The sequence below is a fragment of the Nostoc sp. FACHB-892 genome (assembly GCF_014698795.1).
Taxonomy (GTDB): domain Bacteria; phylum Cyanobacteriota; class Cyanobacteriia; order Cyanobacteriales; family Nostocaceae; genus Nostoc.
On sequence record NZ_JACJTR010000003.1, the window covers coordinates 306,715 to 325,561 of the forward strand.

The 18,847-nt window shown below is 41.1% G+C and carries 17 protein-coding genes and 1 riboswitch; of the genes, 11 read left to right on the plus strand and 6 right to left on the minus strand.

The features are described 5' to 3' along the window. The first annotated feature begins 200 nt into the window (after nucleotides 1-200). Nucleotides 201-896: an NYN domain-containing protein gene (locus H6G96_RS06205; RefSeq protein WP_190910623.1), complete on the plus strand. Its 696-nt coding sequence runs from the start codon at nucleotides 201-203 to the stop codon at nucleotides 894-896. Nucleotides 897-1,097: 201 nt separating this feature from the next. Here H6G96_RS06205 and H6G96_RS06210 read toward each other — a convergent pair whose 3' ends face one another. Further along, on the minus strand, nucleotides 1,098-1,340 hold the full coding sequence (locus H6G96_RS06210; protein ID WP_190910624.1) for a hypothetical protein: 243 nt from the start codon (nucleotides 1,338-1,340) through the stop codon (nucleotides 1,098-1,100). Between the two features lie 423 nt (nucleotides 1,341-1,763). Next, nucleotides 1,764-1,959: riboswitch (cyclic di-AMP (ydaO/yuaA leader) on the plus strand. Nucleotides 1,960-2,120: 161 nt separating this feature from the next. On the opposite strand from H6G96_RS06210, the gene H6G96_RS06215 reads away from it, so the two are divergent. From H6G96_RS06215 to H6G96_RS06235, 5 genes are all read left to right on the plus strand, one after another. After that, nucleotides 2,121-3,398: a glycosyltransferase gene (locus H6G96_RS06215; protein ID WP_190910625.1), complete on the plus strand. Its 1,278-nt coding sequence runs from the start codon at nucleotides 2,121-2,123 to the stop codon at nucleotides 3,396-3,398. 82 nt (nucleotides 3,399-3,480) lie between these two features. Then, a complete protein-coding gene (locus H6G96_RS06220; RefSeq protein ID WP_190910626.1) occupies nucleotides 3,481-3,684 on the plus strand; it encodes a hypothetical protein in 204 nt (67 codons plus the stop codon). A gap of 572 nt (nucleotides 3,685-4,256) precedes the next feature. Then, nucleotides 4,257-5,345, plus strand: a complete 1,089-nt coding sequence (locus H6G96_RS06225) for a M24 family metallopeptidase (protein ID WP_190910627.1) — start codon at nucleotides 4,257-4,259, stop codon at nucleotides 5,343-5,345. Nucleotides 5,346-5,350: 5 nt separating this feature from the next. Then, nucleotides 5,351-6,439 carry a galactokinase gene (gene galK / locus H6G96_RS06230; protein ID WP_190910628.1) on the plus strand — a complete coding sequence of 363 codons (1,089 nt, stop codon included), beginning with the start codon at nucleotides 5,351-5,353 and terminating at the stop codon, nucleotides 6,437-6,439. Nucleotides 6,440-6,535: 96 nt separating this feature from the next. Further along, the gene (locus tag H6G96_RS06235; RefSeq protein WP_190910629.1) at nucleotides 6,536-7,765 is read left to right on the plus strand and encodes a hypothetical protein; all 1,230 of its coding nucleotides are present in this window, start codon (nucleotides 6,536-6,538) and stop codon (nucleotides 7,763-7,765) included. A gap of 209 nt (nucleotides 7,766-7,974) precedes the next feature. On the opposite strand, the gene H6G96_RS06240 is transcribed toward H6G96_RS06235, so the two are convergent. The 3 genes from H6G96_RS06240 to H6G96_RS06250 all read right to left on the minus strand — a co-directional run bounded on the left by H6G96_RS06240 (nucleotide 7,975) and on the right by H6G96_RS06250 (nucleotide 11,767). Continuing rightward, the gene (locus tag H6G96_RS06240) at nucleotides 7,975-9,234 is read right to left on the minus strand and encodes an MFS transporter (RefSeq protein WP_190910630.1); all 1,260 of its coding nucleotides are present in this window, start codon (nucleotides 9,232-9,234) and stop codon (nucleotides 7,975-7,977) included. 332 nt (nucleotides 9,235-9,566) lie between these two features. Next, on the minus strand, nucleotides 9,567-10,034 hold the full coding sequence (locus H6G96_RS06245; RefSeq protein ID WP_190910631.1) for a MarR family transcriptional regulator: 468 nt from the start codon (nucleotides 10,032-10,034) through the stop codon (nucleotides 9,567-9,569). Between the two features lie 74 nt (nucleotides 10,035-10,108). Further along, a complete protein-coding gene (locus tag H6G96_RS06250; protein WP_190910632.1) occupies nucleotides 10,109-11,767 on the minus strand; it encodes a glycosyltransferase family 39 protein in 1,659 nt (552 codons plus the stop codon). A 137-nt stretch (nucleotides 11,768-11,904) separates the two neighbouring features. Between H6G96_RS06250 and H6G96_RS06255 the strand changes: the two genes are divergently transcribed. Next, a complete protein-coding gene (locus H6G96_RS06255) occupies nucleotides 11,905-12,549 on the plus strand; it encodes a class I SAM-dependent methyltransferase (protein WP_190910633.1) in 645 nt (214 codons plus the stop codon). A gap of 360 nt (nucleotides 12,550-12,909) precedes the next feature. After that, nucleotides 12,910-13,365 (plus strand): EVE domain-containing protein, encoded by a 456-nt coding sequence (locus H6G96_RS06260; RefSeq protein WP_190910634.1) that lies wholly within the window; start codon nucleotides 12,910-12,912, stop codon nucleotides 13,363-13,365. Nucleotides 13,366-13,424: 59 nt separating this feature from the next. On the opposite strand, the gene H6G96_RS06265 is transcribed toward H6G96_RS06260, so the two are convergent. Further along, complete coding sequence (locus H6G96_RS06265; RefSeq protein WP_190910635.1) at nucleotides 13,425-14,825, minus strand: amidohydrolase; 1,401 nt, start codon at nucleotides 14,823-14,825, stop codon at nucleotides 13,425-13,427. An 81-nt stretch (nucleotides 14,826-14,906) separates the two neighbouring features. Between H6G96_RS06265 and H6G96_RS06270 the strand changes: the two genes are divergently transcribed. The 3 genes from H6G96_RS06270 (at nucleotide 14,907) to H6G96_RS06280 (ending at nucleotide 17,441) form a co-directional block, all read left to right on the plus strand. After that, nucleotides 14,907-15,686, plus strand: a complete 780-nt coding sequence (locus H6G96_RS06270; protein ID WP_190729738.1) for an isochorismatase family cysteine hydrolase — start codon at nucleotides 14,907-14,909, stop codon at nucleotides 15,684-15,686. Between the two features lie 279 nt (nucleotides 15,687-15,965). Further along, nucleotides 15,966-16,421, plus strand: coding sequence for a cupin domain-containing protein (locus H6G96_RS06275; protein ID WP_190910636.1), 456 nt, complete (start codon nucleotides 15,966-15,968; stop codon nucleotides 16,419-16,421). 561 nt (nucleotides 16,422-16,982) lie between these two features. Next, the gene (locus H6G96_RS06280) at nucleotides 16,983-17,441 is read left to right on the plus strand and encodes a GNAT family N-acetyltransferase (RefSeq protein ID WP_190910637.1); all 459 of its coding nucleotides are present in this window, start codon (nucleotides 16,983-16,985) and stop codon (nucleotides 17,439-17,441) included. A gap of 279 nt (nucleotides 17,442-17,720) precedes the next feature. On the opposite strand, the gene H6G96_RS06285 is transcribed toward H6G96_RS06280, so the two are convergent. Further along, nucleotides 17,721-18,818, minus strand: coding sequence for a 2-aminoethylphosphonate aminotransferase (locus H6G96_RS06285; RefSeq protein WP_242063182.1), 1,098 nt, complete (start codon nucleotides 18,816-18,818; stop codon nucleotides 17,721-17,723). Nucleotides 18,819-18,847: the final 29 nt, after the last annotated feature.

An 18,847-nucleotide genomic window follows, 5' to 3' on the forward strand; every position in this document is an offset into this window, starting at 1 on the left:
TATCTGTGGGCGCAGGTAGCGTTCCGTCAAACAAAGCCTGACAACAGTGAAAAACCGTTAGACCGTCTACTCTGAATCCTGTTGAGCGCCAGTTAAATTTATCTGCATATAGTGACTTAAGATAGAGTTATAAATCAACGCAGACTATAGTATAGACAATTTACCCAAAAGTTTTTCAAGCTTTAAAATCAGAGGTATCAATGATTATAACTAATTTTAGCAAACAAAGAAATGAATTTAAAGAACCTAAAGTACTTAAAGCTAAACCACATTGGCAAGGTCAAAATTTGAACGATACTGCTGTCAAAAGTAAAGATACCAAGATGCAAGATACTGCACCTGATAGTTCGATTTTCAATAGCTTAAATCGTGGTCGAGTTGCTATTTTTATTGATGGCTTAAGTCTATTTCATACAGCTTTACAACTCGGCATTGAAATTGACTACGTTAAATTGCTTTGTCATTTAACTAACGGTTCAAGGCTGTTGCGTGCTTTCTTCTATACTGGGGTTGATCTTAGTAATGAAAAGCAACAGGGTTTTCTATTATGGATGCGTCGTAATGGCTATCGTGTTGTAGCTAAAGATATCACGCAACCAGCAGAGAATTTCAAAAAATCAAATCTGAACGTAGAAATTGCTGTAGACATGATCACTTTAGCTCCTTATTATGATACTGCCGTTTTGGTCAGTGGTGATGGTGATCTAGCCTATGCTGTAAACGCTGTCAGCAGAATGGGGGTTCGGGTGGAAGTGGTAAGTCTACAAACAAGCACTAGTGAAAGCTTAATTGATGTTGCTGACTGCTTTATTGATCTTGATAGTATTAAAGCACACATTCAAAAAGATTCTAATGTTGGCTATAGTTATCGCACGCCGTCAAATTCAAATCTTTAAAACCCGGTGGTGCGATTCGTTCAATCGAAATGAGCAGAAATCTTCAGGGATGGCTCACTTCTCAGAGATAACTTTGTTTGGGTGGAGTAAGCCGTGTAATGAGAAACTATAAAACACGGTTTTGAAGGCCAGCGAGTTTCGTGACGGACTCGCTGAGTTTACTAGGATATCAAAGGATCGAGTTAGGTAAATCACTTAAGCTTAAGGGTTAATAATCCCGTAGTAAATGGCAACAACAAATAAGACAGCCCCCACTATAACCAGGGTAAAACCATAGCGAACCCGTGGATCGGGTAAGTCCTGATTGGTAATTACACTATCGCTTTGTACCTGAGTCATAGGCTCAGATTTTCCAGGTTCTTGGGGAGCTATATAATTAGGTGTGTCCTCTGCCAAAGGAAGATTGTTCTCTTTTGCTGCGTTTTGAGTCTCTTGGGATTTCATGGGCTTTTTTGATGTCTTTGTAGCTCGTTTGCTTTCATAATTTCAAAGTTTTACTAATGATTACATCGTTCTTAAGAACTACCTTGGCTCCATGTGCGGTTCTCCTAGAGGGGTTAGTCGATGTCAAGTTAATTGGTAATTGCGAATACACTTTTTTTAGTAAATATTGAATGCCAATTACACAACTTGAACCCCAGAAAATAGCGATCGCCAGAAGATATATCTAACCTGTGGAATGTGGGTTAAAAAAGGAATATATTACTCATCATTTCCCCCCTAAGATAGATTAATTGTCTAACAACTGATTACCTGAAAGCCTTATAAATCAGGGGTAAAAACGTAATTTTCAAATAAATCTAGATAAAAAATCAATATTCACTACCTTGACATAACTGACAATGCTACGTTAGCTTTAAAAAAGCATAAGTAGGTCTGCCTAATCCATTACTTACCCGAAAAAATTTATTTATCAGGGTAAGGCAGGAGCGGAGGAACCAAGTTTGGGGCTTATCTCCAAGAAAAGTGAAGGCTTCAAGCTCAAGACTTCAGTTTTCTTAGAGAAGGACATCTCTCAGTCCTAGCCCGTCAGCTAACTTCGTAGGCATTGGGAGGAGATTGAACGAGCAGCATTTTTTGCTAAAAATGCCTTGCTCTGGTCAGTATCCTTGGCTGGTAACTTTGCGCTTCGTTTTACCTGCTCTCGATCCTGAAGCAAGGATAATATTAACTTTGTGTCTGGCGTCTGAGGCAGGGTTATTTGCCTTAAGGTTAAAGCTTATTATGTTACAGAGTACAAAGCATCGCATTGCGCTGATTTCTGTTGATGGTGATCCAGCTATCGAAATTGGTCAAGAGGAAGCTGGCGGTCAAAATGTTTATGTGCGTCAAGTAGGCAACGCATTAGCAAAGCTTGGCTGGCAAGTGGATATGTTCACACGCCGGAGTAGTCCTGAACAAGCTGCTATTGTTCAACATGGCCCTAATTGTCGTACTATTCGGCTAAAAGCTGGGCCAGCGAAGTTCATGGGACGAGATACTTTATTTGACCATTTACCTGAATTTGTTGACCAATTCCAGCAATTTCAGCAGCGTGAAGGTTTTTGTTACTCCCTAATTCATACTAATTACTGGTTGTCTTCTTGGGTAGGTATGGAATTGAAAAAGCAGCAATCGCTGATTCAGGTGCATACTTACCACTCATTAGGAGCAGTAAAATACAGAAGTATTGGGGAAGTTCCTGTCATTGCTACTCAACGATTAGCTATAGAAAAAGCTTGTTTAGAAACTGTAGATCGTGTGATTGCCACAAGTCCGCAAGAGCAAAAACATATGCGGATATTAGTTTCCCAGAAAGGGCAAATAAAAATGATTCCCTGTGGTACTGATATTGATAAGTACGGGGGAATTGAACGCAGTGTCGCACGAGAAAAATTAGGAATTGCACCTGATGCCAAAATGGTTCTCTACGTTGGTCGTTTTGACCGCCGCAAGGGAATTGAAACTTTGGTAAGAGCCGTTGCCCAGTCTAGTTTAAGAGGTAAGGCTAATCTCCAGCTAGTGATTGGGGGTGGTAGCTGTCCAGGGCAAAGTGATGGAATTGAACGCGATCGCATTGCTAATATTGTTGATGAAGTAGGGCTAGAAGATTGCACTACCTTTCCGGGTCGTTTAGATGATACTGTTCTACCCTTCTACTATGCTGCTGCTGATGTCTGCGTAGTACCCAGCCACTACGAACCCTTTGGTTTAGTAGCGATTGAGGCTATGGCTAGTCAGACTCCAGTAGTGGCAAGTAATGTTGGTGGATTAGAGTTTACTGTCGTACCTGAAGTAACAGGATTACTAGCACCACCGAAAGACGAAGCAGCTTTTGCCCATGCTATTGACCGGATTTTGATTAACCCCATTTGGCGAGACGAATTAGGCGCAGCTGGTCGAAAACGGGTAGAAATTGCTTTTAGCTGGGATAGTGTAGCTTCTGGGTTAACTGATCTCTATACTCATTTGCTGACTCAAACTAGGGCTAAAACTGAGAAACAACCTCAGATTGCAGCTTAAGTTTTAAAGCTTGAGAACATTACTATCACGCACAAATATTCCAACACAAACCACTCTATTTAGTAAGTAGGGAATTAGAACTATGCTGAATATCGGAGATTATGCCCTGCATCAGAAAACTGGCCAAGTTGGTCAAGTTTTAGGCTATGGTCATCAGGTAATGAATGGAACTTATATCACTACCTTGAAAGTAAGGTTTAGAAATCAGAGTGAAACTCCTGGCTACAGAGGATTTATGGAGGATGTTTACACTAATTGGATATTGGCTGAAACAGTATTAAATTAGTGGTATAAATTGCTTTTTTTATAGGTGGTGTACCTTACTCCACCTGTAAATTTTCTCTGTTCTACGCTATTGTGCTTGTGTTAACTCAAGACTAAAAATAGTCACCACTATTTACTATTTGTCACCTAAAAAGAGGTATTTATGAGTTTGATAGAAGCTATAATTTTCACGGTTATAAATACTTGTGCCTGTCTGTTATTACCTAAACTACTGTCTGTCGTTCTGTCTGACGAAAGCAATACACCATCAAGATCAGTTGTTCCAGTTTTTCACAAATAGAAAAACAACTGATTGAGATTCCCCCGCTAACTTTAGGGTGTAGCGGGCAGACCAAACGCATCTAAATATTGAAAACTTCCTGCTGATATGGGGCGATTCGAGTTCGTTCAACAGTCAGCGTCTTTCGTGTTATGCCATCCCTTATAGGTATTTAACTCTTTTTTCAACTTAACTAACCTACGGAATGTGGGATACAATACCCTACCAAAGTTTTTTTCCAACCATAGACATACGCATATAAATACAGATGAATCTCATAATTGTGTGTATTCATCTGTAGTTTCTAATTTTGTATGAACGAAGAAGTCTCCAAAAAACTAGAGTTAATCAGGCAAACCTTGCGTGAAACTGAAGTGCAAGGCGTGCGTTTGCGCGGTACAGACTGGTTTGCCTGGGCGACAGGTGGCGCTTCTAGCACCGTGCTGCTTACTGCTGAAACTGGTATAGCAGAAGTATTAGTAACTATTGATGATGCTTGGGTATTGACGGATGAAATTGAAGGGCAGCGTCTTATTGATGAAGAACTACCTGCTAATTTTAAGATGCATATTAACCCTTGGGCTGATGCTGCCGCGCGTGAGTCTTTTGTTGGTGATGCAACTGGTGGCGGAAAAGTAATTAGCGATCGCCCCATCTCCAATTTAGAACAGCCGTTACCCCCATCTCTGCAACTACATAAACGGGTAATGATGTCAAGTGAATTAGAGCGATATCGCCAAGTTGGGCAAAAAGCTAGTCAGGCAATGACAGAAGTACTCAAAGCCGCCAAGCCAACTTGGACAGAATATCAGTTAGCAGGTGCGGGTGCAGAGGCATTATGGGCGAAAGGTTTGCATCCGGCGCTGACATTGGTAGCAGGTGAGAGGCGTTTACCGCTATACCGTCATGCTACAGCCACAGCAGAACAGATTGGACGGCAAGCGATGCTGGTGTTTTGCGCTAGAGGTTACGGTTTGTATGCAAATCTGACTCGATTTGTTTGTTTTGGTGCGCTTTCAAACGAACAAGCCGAATTGCATTCCCATGTGCGCGAAATAGAAGCAGTAGTTTTAAATTTGTGCCAACCTGGAACCAGTCTTGATGCAGTTTATCACGCGCTAACTCAAGCTTATGAACAGCATGGATTTCCCAATGCCATCCTTGAACATCACCAAGGAGGAACCACTGGATATTTAGCGCGAGAAATCGTAGCAAATCCAAGCACTACTGATACTTTGGCAGAAGGTATTGCTGTCGCTTGGAATCCCAGTTTACGAGGGGCAAAGGTTGAAGATACTTTCATGATTCTGGAGGATGGAAAGTTGGAAAATCTGACTTTTGATCCAAATTTTCCTAATGTTGAGGTAGAAGGAAGATTGCGCCCTGTACCTTTATATAATTAAAAACTATGGATTTTCAAGAAGTATTCGGTAAACCACCTGAAACTCAAGCCAGTGCGCCAGGAAGAGTAAATTTACTGGGCGAACATACCGACTATAATGATGGGTTCGTTCTTCCAACCGCGATTCCTCAAGGTACAACGGTGCAGCTAAGTTTTAGTAGCGATGCCTACGGCGGGCTACGCCAACGCCAGCATCACTTTTACTCGGAAAATTTAAACGAGCAAGTGAGCATTTCAGATATTAATCATAGTCCTTCTGGATTTGCCAGTTATATTTTTGGTTGTATTGAGCTTTTGCAAAAAGCAGGATATACAGTACCATCGCTTTGTGTGTACGTGCAATCGTCGGTTCCGATGGGTTCGGGTTTGTCTAGCAGCGCCGCTTTGGAAGTGGCAACCCTCCGGGCATTACGCCAACTTCTGAACCTTCCCATTGATGATGTTGAAATCGCCCAAATTGCCCAGCAAGCAGAAATTCAATATGCTGGCGTGCAATGCGGCATTATGGATCAGATGGCTTCTAGCTTGGCTGACACTGAGCATATCTTGTTTTTAGATACTCGGACTTTAGAACGTCGGGTAATGCCTTTGCCTGAGAAAGCGGAGATTTTGGTTATTGATAGCGGTGTACCGCGCACACTTGCAAGTAGCGGTTATAACCAGCGTCGCGCTGAGTGTGAGGAGGCGGCCCGATCGCTCGGTGTGAAAGCATTGCGAGATATTACTGATGTTAATCTAACAAAAACATTACCCGAACCACTACAGCGTCGTGCCCGTCATGTAGTTACGGAAAATAACCGCGTCTTGGAAGTATTGCAGGGAGTAACATCTGAGCGCTTTGGTGAATTAATGAATGCTTCCCATGCCAGCTTGCGAGATGATTATGAAGTTTCAGTGCCTGCTTTAGATATATTGGTAGATATTTTGCAGAAAACAGAAGGAGTGTTTGGTGCAAGACTGACGGGTGCAGGCTTTGGGGGGGCAAGTGTAGCTTTGGTTAGATCAGGCCAGAGCAAAGGTATTGCAACTCATGTCCTTGAACAATATAACCAAGCAGGTTACAACGGACAAATTTTGGTTCCTGCTTTGGATTGAGTCAGTGACGCTTCGGAATTGCTGGAATAAGGTAAAAATAATAGGACATGGGGATAATTACCTCATGAAACTAACTCAAGGTAAGGTAAAGTACCCATGCTCAGGCGCTTAATTGTGATTGTGACTGCTGCTATTGTATTTAGCAGTTCCTTGACACTGGCACAGACTAAAAAGCCCAAACTTCCTGATAGATTTCCTCCTAATCCCCTAGAAATTACCACACCAGATCCACTACTACCACGTTCGCCCAAGGATAAACAGCCATTAACTCTCCAAGAACAGCAAAAGTTACAACCAGCGCTGGATGCGTTAAATCAAGAAGCAGCAGCGAAATTGCAAGCAGGAGATCAAGTGGCGGCGTTTGAAATTTGGAACCGGGAACTTCGCTTGCGGCGCTTTTTAGGTTCATTAGCAGAAGTGCAAGCACTATCACGAGTCGGAGCGATCGCTTGGAAGCAAAATGATGGACAAGAAGTACAATATATTACGCAGCGATTGCAAGCAATTCAAAAGCAGGCACAATCTAAAAAAACAACTGCCCAAGTTGATCTGGAATTATGGCGATCGCTAGGTCAAGCTTACCAAAATGTGCGATCGCCTAAACTAGCTGTGGAAGCTTACGACCAAGTTTTATTAGTAGTGCGAGAGCAAAAAAATACAACAGCACTAGTAGAAAACCTCAGGATAATTGGGGAACTACATTTGAGTTGGTTTGATTATCCCAAAGCCGCTCCAGTTTACGAAGAATTGTTGGCTTTAGCTACTTCCCAAAATGAACGTGTAAATGAGGTAACATATCTGCAACGGCTGGCTTACATTTATGAGCAGACAAGACAACCGCAGCAGTCGTTGAATGTACTGAATAGATTAGTAGAAATTTACGTCAATGAAAATAATCTTATTGAAATACCAGAATTAAAGCTAGCGATCGCTTCAAATTACGAATCTTTAGCAAAGGAAAATCCGAACTTACTGCTAGAAGCTTTTAATAATTATCAAGAAGCTTATACTACTGCTTGGCAATTAAAGGAGTATACTCGTGCTGGTGAAGCTTTGCAGAAGTTAATTGCGCTGTACCGTTCTCAAGGACAAACAGATGAGGCTTTGCAGGCTAGTCAAATTCTTGTGGAGACAGAGTCGCAAGCAGCCAACTTTTACGGAATGATGCAAGCTTATGACCAAATTGGGCAATTGTATCTAGAACGTAAAGAGTTTCCTCAAGCATTAACAGCTTTTAAAAGAGGGTTGGAACTAGCACAACAACTCAAACATGAAGAAGCATACTTTACTGGGCAAATTGAAAAAGTCTCGAAAGCAAATTTATAGTCGATATAGGAATCATATTTGAGTTGTGAAAAATATAGATTAGGAAACGAACTGCCATTATGTAAGGTACATCGGTAAGGGCACGGCACTGCCGTGCCCCTACACCTGGCGATATAATGTTGTAACTTATCTGAACGGGAACCGCTATAACAGTTTCAAAGTTAAGCAACAAAATTATTAAATTCTTACATCTATTTGCAGGTTTTATCCTAAGCTCTCTTACTGATTACAATGCCCCTTTGCTCATAAATTGGAAGCATTATTTTCCTTAAAGCAGGCAACTCTCTGCTAAAAATGATAGAGCCTAAAATACAAACTATACCATCAATAATTAAAGTGTTTGTAGCACCAATACGACTGGCTAAGAAACCTCCTAACAAATTACCTATAGGAATCATCCCCAAAAATGACATTGTGTATAAGCTCATCAATCGCCCACGTTTGTCATCCTCAACAATTGTTTGTAAAAATGTGTTGCTAGCAGCAATTTGGAGAATTGTACCTAAGCCAACAAATAACATTGTAAATAAAGAAAGTGGTAAAAATCGAGATAAAGAAAAGGCAATTAAACCAATTCCTAAAATTGCTGGAGCTATGGCAATCAACTTACCAATTCCTAAGATTGTTTGGCGTGTAGCTAGATAAATACCACCAGTTAAAGCTCCAACTCCAGATGCTGCCATCAAAAACCCCAATGTTTCTGCGCCACCTTTGAGAACTTGTTCTGCAATAACTGGTACCAAAATAGTGTTTTGCAGCCCCATAAGGCTGACTAAAGCTGATAGCAATAAGATGGCTCGAATGGGTGGAAAACTAAAGGCATATATAAATCCCTCTTTGACTCTTTGCAAGGGATTACCGTTAGTTACTGAGTGTTTCCAAGGCTTAACTTTCATTGCCAATAAAGCGGCGATTACAGCAATGTAGCTCAAACCATCTATTAAAAAACAATAGGCAGCTCCAACACTGGCAATTAGTAAACCTCCGATCGCAGGGCCAATTAATCGCGCACCGTTGATCATGGTAGAGTTAATGGCGATCGCATTGGCTAAATCTTCTCTGCGTTCAACCAATTCTGGCACAAACGCTTGGCGGGCTGGCGCATCTAAGGCGTTAATAAATCCTTGGAATAAACTCAAGGCAATGATATGCCATACCTGAATCACACCAGTCAGCGCCAGCACTGCTAATGTTAACGACTGAATCATCGCCAAGACTTGCGTACTAATTAAGGTACGATATCGAGAAAAGTGATCTACAAATACTCCGCCAAAGGGAGCTAAAAAAAAGCTAGGAATTTGGCTCGAAAATCCCACAATTCCTAGCATTAATGGTGAGTTTGTCAAGTCATAAACTAGCCAAATCGTCGCAAGTTGCGTCATCCACGTTCCAATTAGAGAAATACCTTGTCCGGCAAAAAACAATTGGTAGTTTTTTGACTTTAATGCAGGTAGTAGCGGTTTTTTCATCTCAGGCTTGCTTTATACCAATTTGCTTTAATAAATATCATTTCACCTCATCTGTTACAACTGGTGCTTGTGCTGTCACAGTTTCTAAAGTCTCAGAATCAGGAATCAATTGTTTTCCGATAAATGGGGTTTTGTTTTAATTGCGTCCGTTAAAAGTATTACTGGTCATAATTCTTAACTCGCTTGTTCGTTCAATAAATTTGATTAATAGTATTTTATTTAGAACGCGTAATATTTCCTGAAAAAAATCCTTATTTCTTTCGTATGCGTAACATTATCTGAAAACAAATCTTTACAGCACTTCCCCCAGTCGGGTGATTGTGGGACTATCTTTAGGAGAGGTTAGCGATCGCCCGATTCAAGATTTGGGAAAACAATTCCCGATCAGCAAAAGAAATGCCATCCATCGCCTCATCACGCACTGCGGCGGCGATTGGGGGTAAGACAGCTTCTAGTTCTTTACCTGCATTTGTTAGCCAGATTCGCCAAATGCGGCGATCGTGAGTGTCGCGTTCTCGGCGCACCAAGCCGCGTTCTTCCATCCGATCTAGTACGCCTGTTAAAGTCCCTCCTACTTGTTTGAGTTTGTCCCCAATACTAGAAGTAGGTAAACCATCTTCTTGCCACAAACAACACAACACCAACCAATGAAATGGCGTAAGTCCAAATGGTTCTAGCCTCTCAGTAAACTTGCGACTGAGCAGTTGTGAGACTAATTTGATTCTGTAACCCAAATTGTATGGTGCTAGGTTTTGCTGCCATGAATTTAAAGCTGAGGAATTATTAGATGTAGAAACCATTTAACACAATACTTAGCGTACGTACTATTATAAATAAATTGACCTTTTTTAGCAATAGTTGCTTTGTATCGGTCTTAGGGAATAACTTGAATCAATTGGGATTCTTTGAAAGTGCCAATAATGCGGTGAGGTCGAGATAATTTAGGAGATTGGTTAGCATATATCCAAGCATAGCTCAAAGGTGGTATTTGGGAGATAGAGGCTACTGGTTGAGGGCGACTAGAAAGATAGAAATTAAACAGTACTTTGGTTTTAGCATCTATATCTACATAGTAGGTAGGATGAGATTGGACAATTGAGGCGATCGCACTTTGTTGTAAAAAAGTTTTTAAACCAGGGTTATAGTCACTTAAAAAACCTACGCTACCCATCGCCGCCAAAGCCAGCCAGCAGGGAATTAACCAACCTGCAATCCAATAACGCGCTGTGAGAAACTTTTTGCCAAAGTGGTAACGAGCAATCCACACTATAGGTAAAATTAACCAACCCAAGCCCATAGCCAAGCCAATAATTGCATACTTGTGAATATCAGAACTACCCCAACTAAAAATGCCAATACTCGCTATCACAAGTAAAACACCTAACCCACCAAAGCCATAACTGAGGTTTCGGGCAAGATTATTTATTGCAAAAAGATTCAATATCTTTTTCTTACTTTTTTGAAGAGGGAAGTGTGGGGGAATTTCTGTGTGGTAAATATTGCCTAGCCAGTTTAAACCCACAGATGCAAACAAAGCGATGAACGGATAAAGGCAAAGACTATAGTGAGATAAACGAGTGCTAAAAATACTAATTTCTACAAATAAAACAAGTGGAAAGCCAACTAATATTAACTGGTAACGAGGAATGGGACGACGAAGAGTTAAAAATAAACCTAAAAGTCCGAAAAAAGCCCAAGGAAACGCTTTTACAGGAATATTCCAGACATAGAATAGTAGCCCATTAGACTCCCGCTCTTCAGAACCTAGTTGTACAACAAACTTGAGTAACTCCTCAAAACTATTATTTCCATAGTGTAGCCAGCTTAACCACAGCCAAACACAGGTTGGTATTAAACCTAAGAAAAAACCTAAATATAAAATTGGGTTAGTAAGATGACGGTGACGGCGATGTTCCCAAATTAAATAAGGTAATAAAGCTATAATTGGCAAAAAAATCATAAAGCTTCTAACTAAGAAGCCTAAACCTAAACTTAAACCAGCTAGAAAACTCCACCAGTAGCGATATTTGGGATGTAATTCCGTTTTGATTAAAGACAAAATAGCTAAAAGCACCAAGACAACCATCGGTACATCAGGTGTACTTAAGCGAGAGTATTGCAGCCAGAGAAATTCTACACTTAAAATTGCAGCAGCTAACCAACCTAATTTTTTGCCTAGCATAATTTTGCCAATTTCATATACAAGCCACAAGCTAAAAATGCCAGCAATTATACTAGGAAGACGCGCACTAGTATCACTAATACCAAACAGCTTGTAGAAACTGGCAATTAACCAATAAGGGCCAGGGGTTTTATGATGCGCTCTTTCCCAAGGAGCTATCCAATTACCAGAATCAAACATCAGACGGGCACGCGATGCATAAAGCCCTTCATCATGTGCCATTAGGCTATTGTGCCCTGAAGTAAATAATAATAATGGAAGTATCCAAACTAACAAACTAAAATAGGGTGATGATGCGACTAAGCGGATTTGTCGCCAAATATGCTGCAAGAAGTGTAGTTTATATAACATTGAATTGATAAAAATTGAATGCTGCTATTTAAACTCATTCATGTATCCTGTTGTTATTAAAATATGTTACATAGGTTTGTAAAAAAATACCTAAAATTGCAGCAATTTTCCCAAAAAGTACTCCAGAACAAAAATTTATGCAGTTAAGACCGAATCAGCGCCTGAAATTAGACGACACAGACGATAAACTGTTTTATGCTTATCCCCGCTTCGTCACTCATGTAGATGAAGGATTTATTCAACAGCTAACGGATTTATATCGCGATCGCCTGAAACCCAACACCCGCATTTTTGATATGATGAGCAGCTGGGTGTCTCATCTACCAGAAGAGATGCAGTTTAACCATGTGGAAGGACATGGACTCAATAGTGAGGAATTAGCACGAAATCCCCGCTTAAATCATTACTTTGTGCAAAATCTTAACGAAAATCCCCAGCTACCTTTACCAGATGAAGATTTTGATGCTGTTCTCAATTGCGTATCTGTGCAGTACGTGCAATATCCAGAAGCAGTATTTTCCGAAATTTACCGCATTCTAAAACCCGGTGGTGTCGCAATTATCAGCTTTTCTAACCGGATGTTTTTTGAAAAGGCAATTCAAGCTTGGCGGGAGGCTTCAGAAGCACAGCGAGTGGAATTAGTCAAAGCTTACTTCGCCTCAGTTTCAGGATTTACAACCGCAGAAGTTATAGTTCATAAGTCAACATTACCGAATTTATTACAGTGGTTGGGTGCAGCTGGAGGAGATCCGTTTTATGCCGTTATAGCTTACCGCAGTTAATATCATGTTCGCTTGATTACTTATTAAACCTGAAGAACCCCACCCCGCCAAAGCTACGCTTCGTCTCCCCTCCCCGCAAGCGAGGAGGGGATTAAGGGAAGCTAGTGCGGTCTTCTCTACGAGACGCTGCGCGATAGCGCCAGCGTTAGCGACGGAGGAGCGTCTGGGGTCTCCCCAAGTGGAGCGTCTGGCGTGTGGGGTGCAATGACTGTGGAAATCATAACTAATTATGGGAACATGATATAAGTCAAATATTTATTAGTACAACTTGGCGTAAATCCAGCTACCATCTCAAAGACAAGGGGCAAAATCCCCTTGTTTAAAAAACCTTTGTTATTTTTATATACATAATTTGTGTCAATGAATTATTGGCTAATGAAATCAGAGCCAGAAGCTTATAGCATTGCTGACCTTCAAAAGCAAAGCGAGACTATCTGGGACGGTGTTCGCAATTATCAAGCTCGCAACTTTTTGCGCCAAATGGATGAAGGAGACTTAGCTTTTTTCTACCACTCCAACACTAATTCTCCCAATATTGCTGGGTTAATGCGTGTGGTGAAAAAAGATATTGCTGACCCAACACAGTTTGAGCCAGGAAGTAAATACTACGACCCGAAATCAAGTTCCATATCTCCTCGGTGGCAAACAGTTGTAGTAGAATTTGTTGAGACTTTTTCTAACCCCATATCGCTATCAATACTCAAAGAGAAGTTTAGCGCCGAAGAGTTAATGTTGGTGAGACAAGGAAATAGATTGTCGGTGATGCCTGTCCCTGAAGCAGTAGCTTTGAAGATTCTGGCGATGAAAATTTCTTAGTTGAAAATTCCCCCACCCTACGCGGGTAGCCAAAGCTAAGATGGCTGCCAATGTATGTTTTACAATCCCATAACCGTGCGATAATGAGCCTCAATTTGTGCCACAGTTTGAGACTTGCGCTTTGTCTCCCATTGACTGCGGTTAAATAATTCTTGTCGCAATTCATCAACATTAATTGTTGTCACTTTGCCATCAGTAATAATTTGCTTGCCATTCACCCAAGCACTATCAACAACATTGCTAGGACGACCTAAAACTAACAAACCAATGGGGTCTGTACGGGGGAGTAATGATAAGTTAGTGAGGTCATAAAGTACCAAATCTGCTTGTTTACCCACAGTTAAAGAACCAAGTTTATCTGCTAAATTAAATCCTTTTGCACCGCCTAAAGATGCCATTTCTACAGCTTGTCGGGGTGTAATCCAGTGTTGATAATCTGAGTCTGTAACATTATGTAAAATCGAACCCATTTTGATGGCTTCTAGCAAATCTTGAGAGTCATTACTCGAAGCACCATCGCAACCAAAAGTTACATTTACTCCAGCTTGGCGATATTTTAGAATTGGGGCGATACCACTGCCTAAACGCAGATTACTTAAGGGATTATGGACGACTGTAGATTGAGTTTCGGCGAGGATGGCGATATCAGCATCATTTAACCAAACGCAATGGGCAAGTGTTGTACGATCGCTCAAATATCCAATTCTTTTCAAATGCTCCACAGCAGTACAACCGTACTTTTGTTGAGCGAGTTTTTCCTGTGCCTTAGTTTCGAGTAAATGGGAGTGACGACAAAGATTATAGCGATCGCTTAACTCAGCACACCCCTGAAATAAAGCATCAGTACACAATTGTATCCCTGTTGGTGCAACTAAAATATTCACACCCTCATCTGGGCGATGAAATTGTCTTACCGCCTCTTCGATGATTTCCAATGTTGCCGTAGTTGAGCGAAAATAAGGTTCATGATTTTGGGCTGATTCTCCGGATGGGATACCTGCTGTGAGGGATTCATCTTGAATTAAGGGGGCGATAAAGGCGCGAATTCCAACTTCTCTGTAAGCGCGAGTTGCAATGGCGATCGTTTCTAACTCAAGTCCGGGGATTAACACCAGATGATCTACCACACTAGTCCCGCCGGAAAGTAAGGTTTCCACCGCAGTACCCAAAGCGCTGAGATAAACCTGTTCGGGATCGAGGGGGGCAAAATCATACAGTTCCGCCAACCATAATTCTAAAGGCAAAACTGACATGATCCCGCGTTGCCACATCTCTGATGAGTGGGTGTGGGCGTTGAAAAAGCCAGGTAGCAGCAGCTTATTTTTGCCATCTATAGGTGTGCCAATTACCTGTAAATTGGGGGCAATGGCAGCGATCGCACCATTTACAATCTGTACATCTACCTTTGCATAATCATCACTGGCGGCAATTAAAACATTTTGAATAGTGAAATTTACCATATTTAACCTTGATTAAGTAATTGTACTTTCAACCGAATTTCAAGTTACAAAATAGAAAATGGCATTGGGTATTGCAATTTTATGAATTTGCCTTTTCGGACATTGGGAGTTCCACCAAATGCGTGGACAGTGAATGATGCGATCGCAGATATCACTCGTCCTCAAAAGACCCCACAAAGCGTTATTTTATCAACAGAAACTAAAACCCTGCGTCTAGACTTGGCAAAAGCTGCTATCCTCGTCATTGATATGCAAAACGACTTCTGTCACCCTGACGGCTGGTTGGCGCATATCGGCGTGGACGTAACTCCGGCACGTCAGCCTATTGAACCTTTAAACAACTTACTTCCAGAACTGCGTGAGGCTGGTGTTCCAGTCATTTGGGTAAATTGGGGGAATCGCCCCGACTTGCTCAATATTAGTGCTAGTTCGCGTCATGTCTATGACCCCACAGGGGCAGGTGTAGGATTGGGAGATCCACTGCCAAGCAATGGTGCTAGAGTACTCATGGCAGGTAGTTGGGCAGCAGCAATAGTAGACGAACTAGAACAGATTCCCGAAGATATTTATGTGGACAAATACCGCATGAGTGGCTTCTGGGATACACCATTAGATAGTATCTTGCGGAATCTAGGAAGGACTACATTATTTTTTGCTGGTGTTAATGCTGATCAATGTGTGCTAGCTACATTATGTGATGCCAACTTCTTAGGATATGACTGTGTGTTAGTTAAAGATTGTAGCGCTACCACTTCTCCTGAATATTGTTGGCTGGCGACATTGTACAATGTCAAACAATGCTTCGGTTTTGTCACTGACTCGCAAAGGCTTTTAACAGCGCTGCAAAAGGGTGAGGAGTAATTCTATTTTAGATCTTAGATTGATTCCATGCATAAATAATCTTTCTTCCCTACGGGACGCTACGCGAACGCTCAAGAACTTTAGATTTTAGATTTGTTCTCGCGTTCACATTCGTTTAATCTCAGACTTGGTTAAATTTTGGATTTTGAATTATTCAATCCCAAAATCCAAAATTTAAAATCTAAAATTGAATGAAAAGATACAACTAACAACTCAATATTCATAACTCGGATTTTAGGAATTTTCATACCCATCTAGAATTTCAGAGGGGATAAACAAATGTACGCTACTCGTTGTGTAATTCCGGTGATCAAATCTCCCAAAGATTACCAAGTATATCGCATCAGTCCCAACGACTCTAATCGATTAGCAATTATCTTCGATTCGACAAATGCTAATACTTCCTTGACTTGCTGTATTGAGATTTTTGATATTGGTGGACAAACACCGCCAAATCGCCATCAGTGGGCAGTGGAAATGTTTTTTGTCCTCAAAGGGGAAGCGATCGCTATGTGTGACGGCAAAAGCGCCGCAATCAAAGCTGGAGATAGTTTATTAGTACCTCCTACTGGGACTCATTTGATTAAAAATACTGGTTCTACTCGCTTGTACACGTTGACTGTGATGGTTCCCAATGAAGACTTTTCGGAATTGATTCGCAGTGGGATTCCAACGGAGTTAGATGAAGAAGATATGGCAGTATTGGGGAGATTTAATGCTTTAATGCCCTGTTAAAATAATTCGTAATACAGTAGTTTTCTGTTATATGAAGTCCAAAGCGATGCACTTGGAAGCAGAAGGCATTTATTGCTGGAGGTAAGAGGTAGAATCTCTTTGTATCTTAGGACTTACGCAAGACATCTCTGAAACTCTTATTTCTCCGTGTCCTCTGCGTCCTCTGTGGTTCGATTATCGGTTACCTTTGCGTAAGTCCTGTATCTGATTTTTAGTCCTGCATTTTGTACCTCACCTACTTGCAAACTGCTGTATTATTCATGTATACATTTAGTTATACTGACCACAGTCATTACAACCCACTCCCAATACTGCTCGGTTAAGAAATTTATCTGTTGATGCAAGCAGTTATTGAGCAGGAAGGTTAAACTATTGTACGATTGGCTTGTTGATGAAGTTAGCGATCGCTATAAAACTAAATAGGTAAATTTAGAGCTTTTTTGAGAAATTGCCTGCTTCTATATTCAGTAGTTGTTTCAACAGTTTAATTCGCTGAGATATATTAGTAATTTCGTAATATAACGGTTTCAATATGATGTTTTAGTAGCAATAATCTAGAAGATGACCCAGTACAGCAACCTAGAACTTAAAGAAGCTTCGAGCCAAGATAGTGACCTGCTACTTGAGTTAATGTCAGGCTTCAATCAAGAAGAAAACATCAATTTTGATACAGAAGTTTATCGAGAGCGAATACATATTGCATTTGATTCCCCTCAACTCGTGAAGCTTTGGATGATTGTTGCAAACTCATGTGCTGTCGGCTATGCGGTTTTGACTTTTAGTTTCAGTTTTGAGTTTGGTGGAATTTTAGCGACAATTGATGAAATCTACATTGTTCCTGAAAAACGTGGCAAAGGTTTGGGAGCATCAGTTTTACAGCTTTTAGCGCAAGAAGCAATAATTTGTGGAGCAACAACCCTAAGTGGTGATATCTCTGATGAAAAGCCCTGGCTCTTTACTTTTTATAAGCGTGCTGGCTTTGAGTGCTATCCGTATCGTCCTTATTACAAACATTTATGATGGCAAATAGGAGGCGGCATAACAACCCAGTTGGAGCAGCCTCGCGGGAGATTTTGGTTGTGTTACAAAAAATAAATTATCCCAGTTTGAAAAAAGAATACGACAGATGGGTAGGGGCACAACATTGTTGTGCCCTTACAAATAATTGATGTGTCGCAAACATTATTTGAATTGGTATTATCGCAAATTATTTCTAGATTTGTAGGAGTGTAAGACCTTGTGCCTCTACGTACTAATTGCAGCCGCTTTTTCGACACAAAGTTAATATTACGGACAGGTTTAATTACTATCTTTGGAAATAATTTGTTTAACAACAGTAAGAAATCGTTCCATATCAACCTGAGTAATAGCTCCCATTGTTGATACTCTAAAAATAGATTGGGCTAAATTTCCTTGTCCAGAATAAATGACATAATCTTGTGCTTTGAGTTGGTCGTGAAACTCCTCATAGCTGAAACCGTCTGGCAAGTAGTAGGCATTTAAGACAACGGATGAACTGCCAAGAGAAAGTAGGGGTTTAATTCCCATTGAAGCTAATCCGTCTCTAACTAAGCTGGCAAGTTGGTTGTAATGGCTGTGTCTGGCACCCCAACCCCCTGCTTCTGCCATTTCTTGCAAAGCTTCTGTTAAAGCATAAAATGTCTGTATTGATTGGGTAAAAGGTGTGCCGCCTCGGTCTTGCTGCTGGCAATAAGTTGCTAAATCTAAATATAAAGTGCGGGGAATTGTGTCTACTGATGGCAGTGCATCCCGTTGCAGGATGACAAAGGACACTCCGGGCACACCATGCAGACATTTATTGGCTGTCGCAGCGCAAGCGGTGATTCCCCAATCTGCAAAATTTAGTTCTTCAGCACCAAAGCTGCTGACTGCATCTACTAATAGTTTGATTCGGCGTTTTTGGCATATTAGCGCAAGTTCCGCTAAGTTATTTAGCCGACCGGTAGTAGTTTCGTGATGGACGACAGCAAGATGGGTGATGTCGGCGTTTTCATCTAAAAGTTTGACTAAAGCGTTGATATCGATTTCGGCATCCCAAGGATGGGAAAGTGTGATGTAATCAATGCCGTGGATTTTGGCGATTTTGGATAGTCGTTCGCCATATACACCGTTTTCAATTACCAGTAATTTCCCATTTGTGGGTACTAAACTGCTAATCATCGCTTCCATCGCGGCGGTTCCAGAACCGGTGAGGAGAACTGCTGCCCAGCTGCTTCCAAGACCATAAACTTGAAGTAGCTGTTCGCGGATTCTGGTTTGAAGTTGAGAAAATTCCACTTCACGATGACACAAATCAGGACGCAATAAAGCATTTCTGACGCGATCGCTCAAATTTACAGGCCCGGGATTTAGTAAAATCATTTTGTCATTTGTCATTAAGCATTAATAAATTAAGAGTTTGTACT

What these genes read in the sequence shown, in the direction of transcription:
- H6G96_RS06205 (WP_190910623.1), top strand. Translation starts at nt 201, where the DNA reads ATGATTATAACTAATTTTAGCAAACAAAGAAATGAATTTAAAGAACCT.
- H6G96_RS06210 (WP_190910624.1), bottom strand. Translation starts at nt 1,340, where the DNA reads ATGAAATCCCAAGAGACTCAAAACGCAGCAAAAGAGAACAATCTTCCT.
- H6G96_RS06215 (WP_190910625.1), top strand. Translation starts at nt 2,121, where the DNA reads ATGTTACAGAGTACAAAGCATCGCATTGCGCTGATTTCTGTTGATGGT.
- H6G96_RS06220 (WP_190910626.1), top strand. Translation starts at nt 3,481, where the DNA reads ATGCTGAATATCGGAGATTATGCCCTGCATCAGAAAACTGGCCAAGTT.
- H6G96_RS06225 (WP_190910627.1), top strand. Translation starts at nt 4,257, where the DNA reads ATGAACGAAGAAGTCTCCAAAAAACTAGAGTTAATCAGGCAAACCTTG.
- galK (WP_190910628.1), top strand. Translation starts at nt 5,351, where the DNA reads ATGGATTTTCAAGAAGTATTCGGTAAACCACCTGAAACTCAAGCCAGT.
- H6G96_RS06235 (WP_190910629.1), top strand. Translation starts at nt 6,536, where the DNA reads ATGCTCAGGCGCTTAATTGTGATTGTGACTGCTGCTATTGTATTTAGC.
- H6G96_RS06240 (WP_190910630.1), bottom strand. Translation starts at nt 9,234, where the DNA reads ATGAAAAAACCGCTACTACCTGCATTAAAGTCAAAAAACTACCAATTG.
- H6G96_RS06245 (WP_190910631.1), bottom strand. Translation starts at nt 10,034, where the DNA reads ATGGTTTCTACATCTAATAATTCCTCAGCTTTAAATTCATGGCAGCAA.
- H6G96_RS06250 (WP_190910632.1), bottom strand. Translation starts at nt 11,767, where the DNA reads ATGTTATATAAACTACACTTCTTGCAGCATATTTGGCGACAAATCCGC.
- H6G96_RS06255 (WP_190910633.1), top strand. Translation starts at nt 11,905, where the DNA reads ATGCAGTTAAGACCGAATCAGCGCCTGAAATTAGACGACACAGACGAT.
- H6G96_RS06260 (WP_190910634.1), top strand. Translation starts at nt 12,910, where the DNA reads ATGAATTATTGGCTAATGAAATCAGAGCCAGAAGCTTATAGCATTGCT.
- H6G96_RS06265 (WP_190910635.1), bottom strand. Translation starts at nt 14,825, where the DNA reads ATGGTAAATTTCACTATTCAAAATGTTTTAATTGCCGCCAGTGATGAT.
- H6G96_RS06270 (WP_190729738.1), top strand. Translation starts at nt 14,907, where the DNA reads ATGAATTTGCCTTTTCGGACATTGGGAGTTCCACCAAATGCGTGGACA.
- H6G96_RS06275 (WP_190910636.1), top strand. Translation starts at nt 15,966, where the DNA reads ATGTACGCTACTCGTTGTGTAATTCCGGTGATCAAATCTCCCAAAGAT.
- H6G96_RS06280 (WP_190910637.1), top strand. Translation starts at nt 16,983, where the DNA reads ATGACCCAGTACAGCAACCTAGAACTTAAAGAAGCTTCGAGCCAAGAT.
- H6G96_RS06285 (WP_242063182.1), bottom strand. Translation starts at nt 18,818, where the DNA reads ATGACAAATGACAAAATGATTTTACTAAATCCCGGGCCTGTAAATTTG.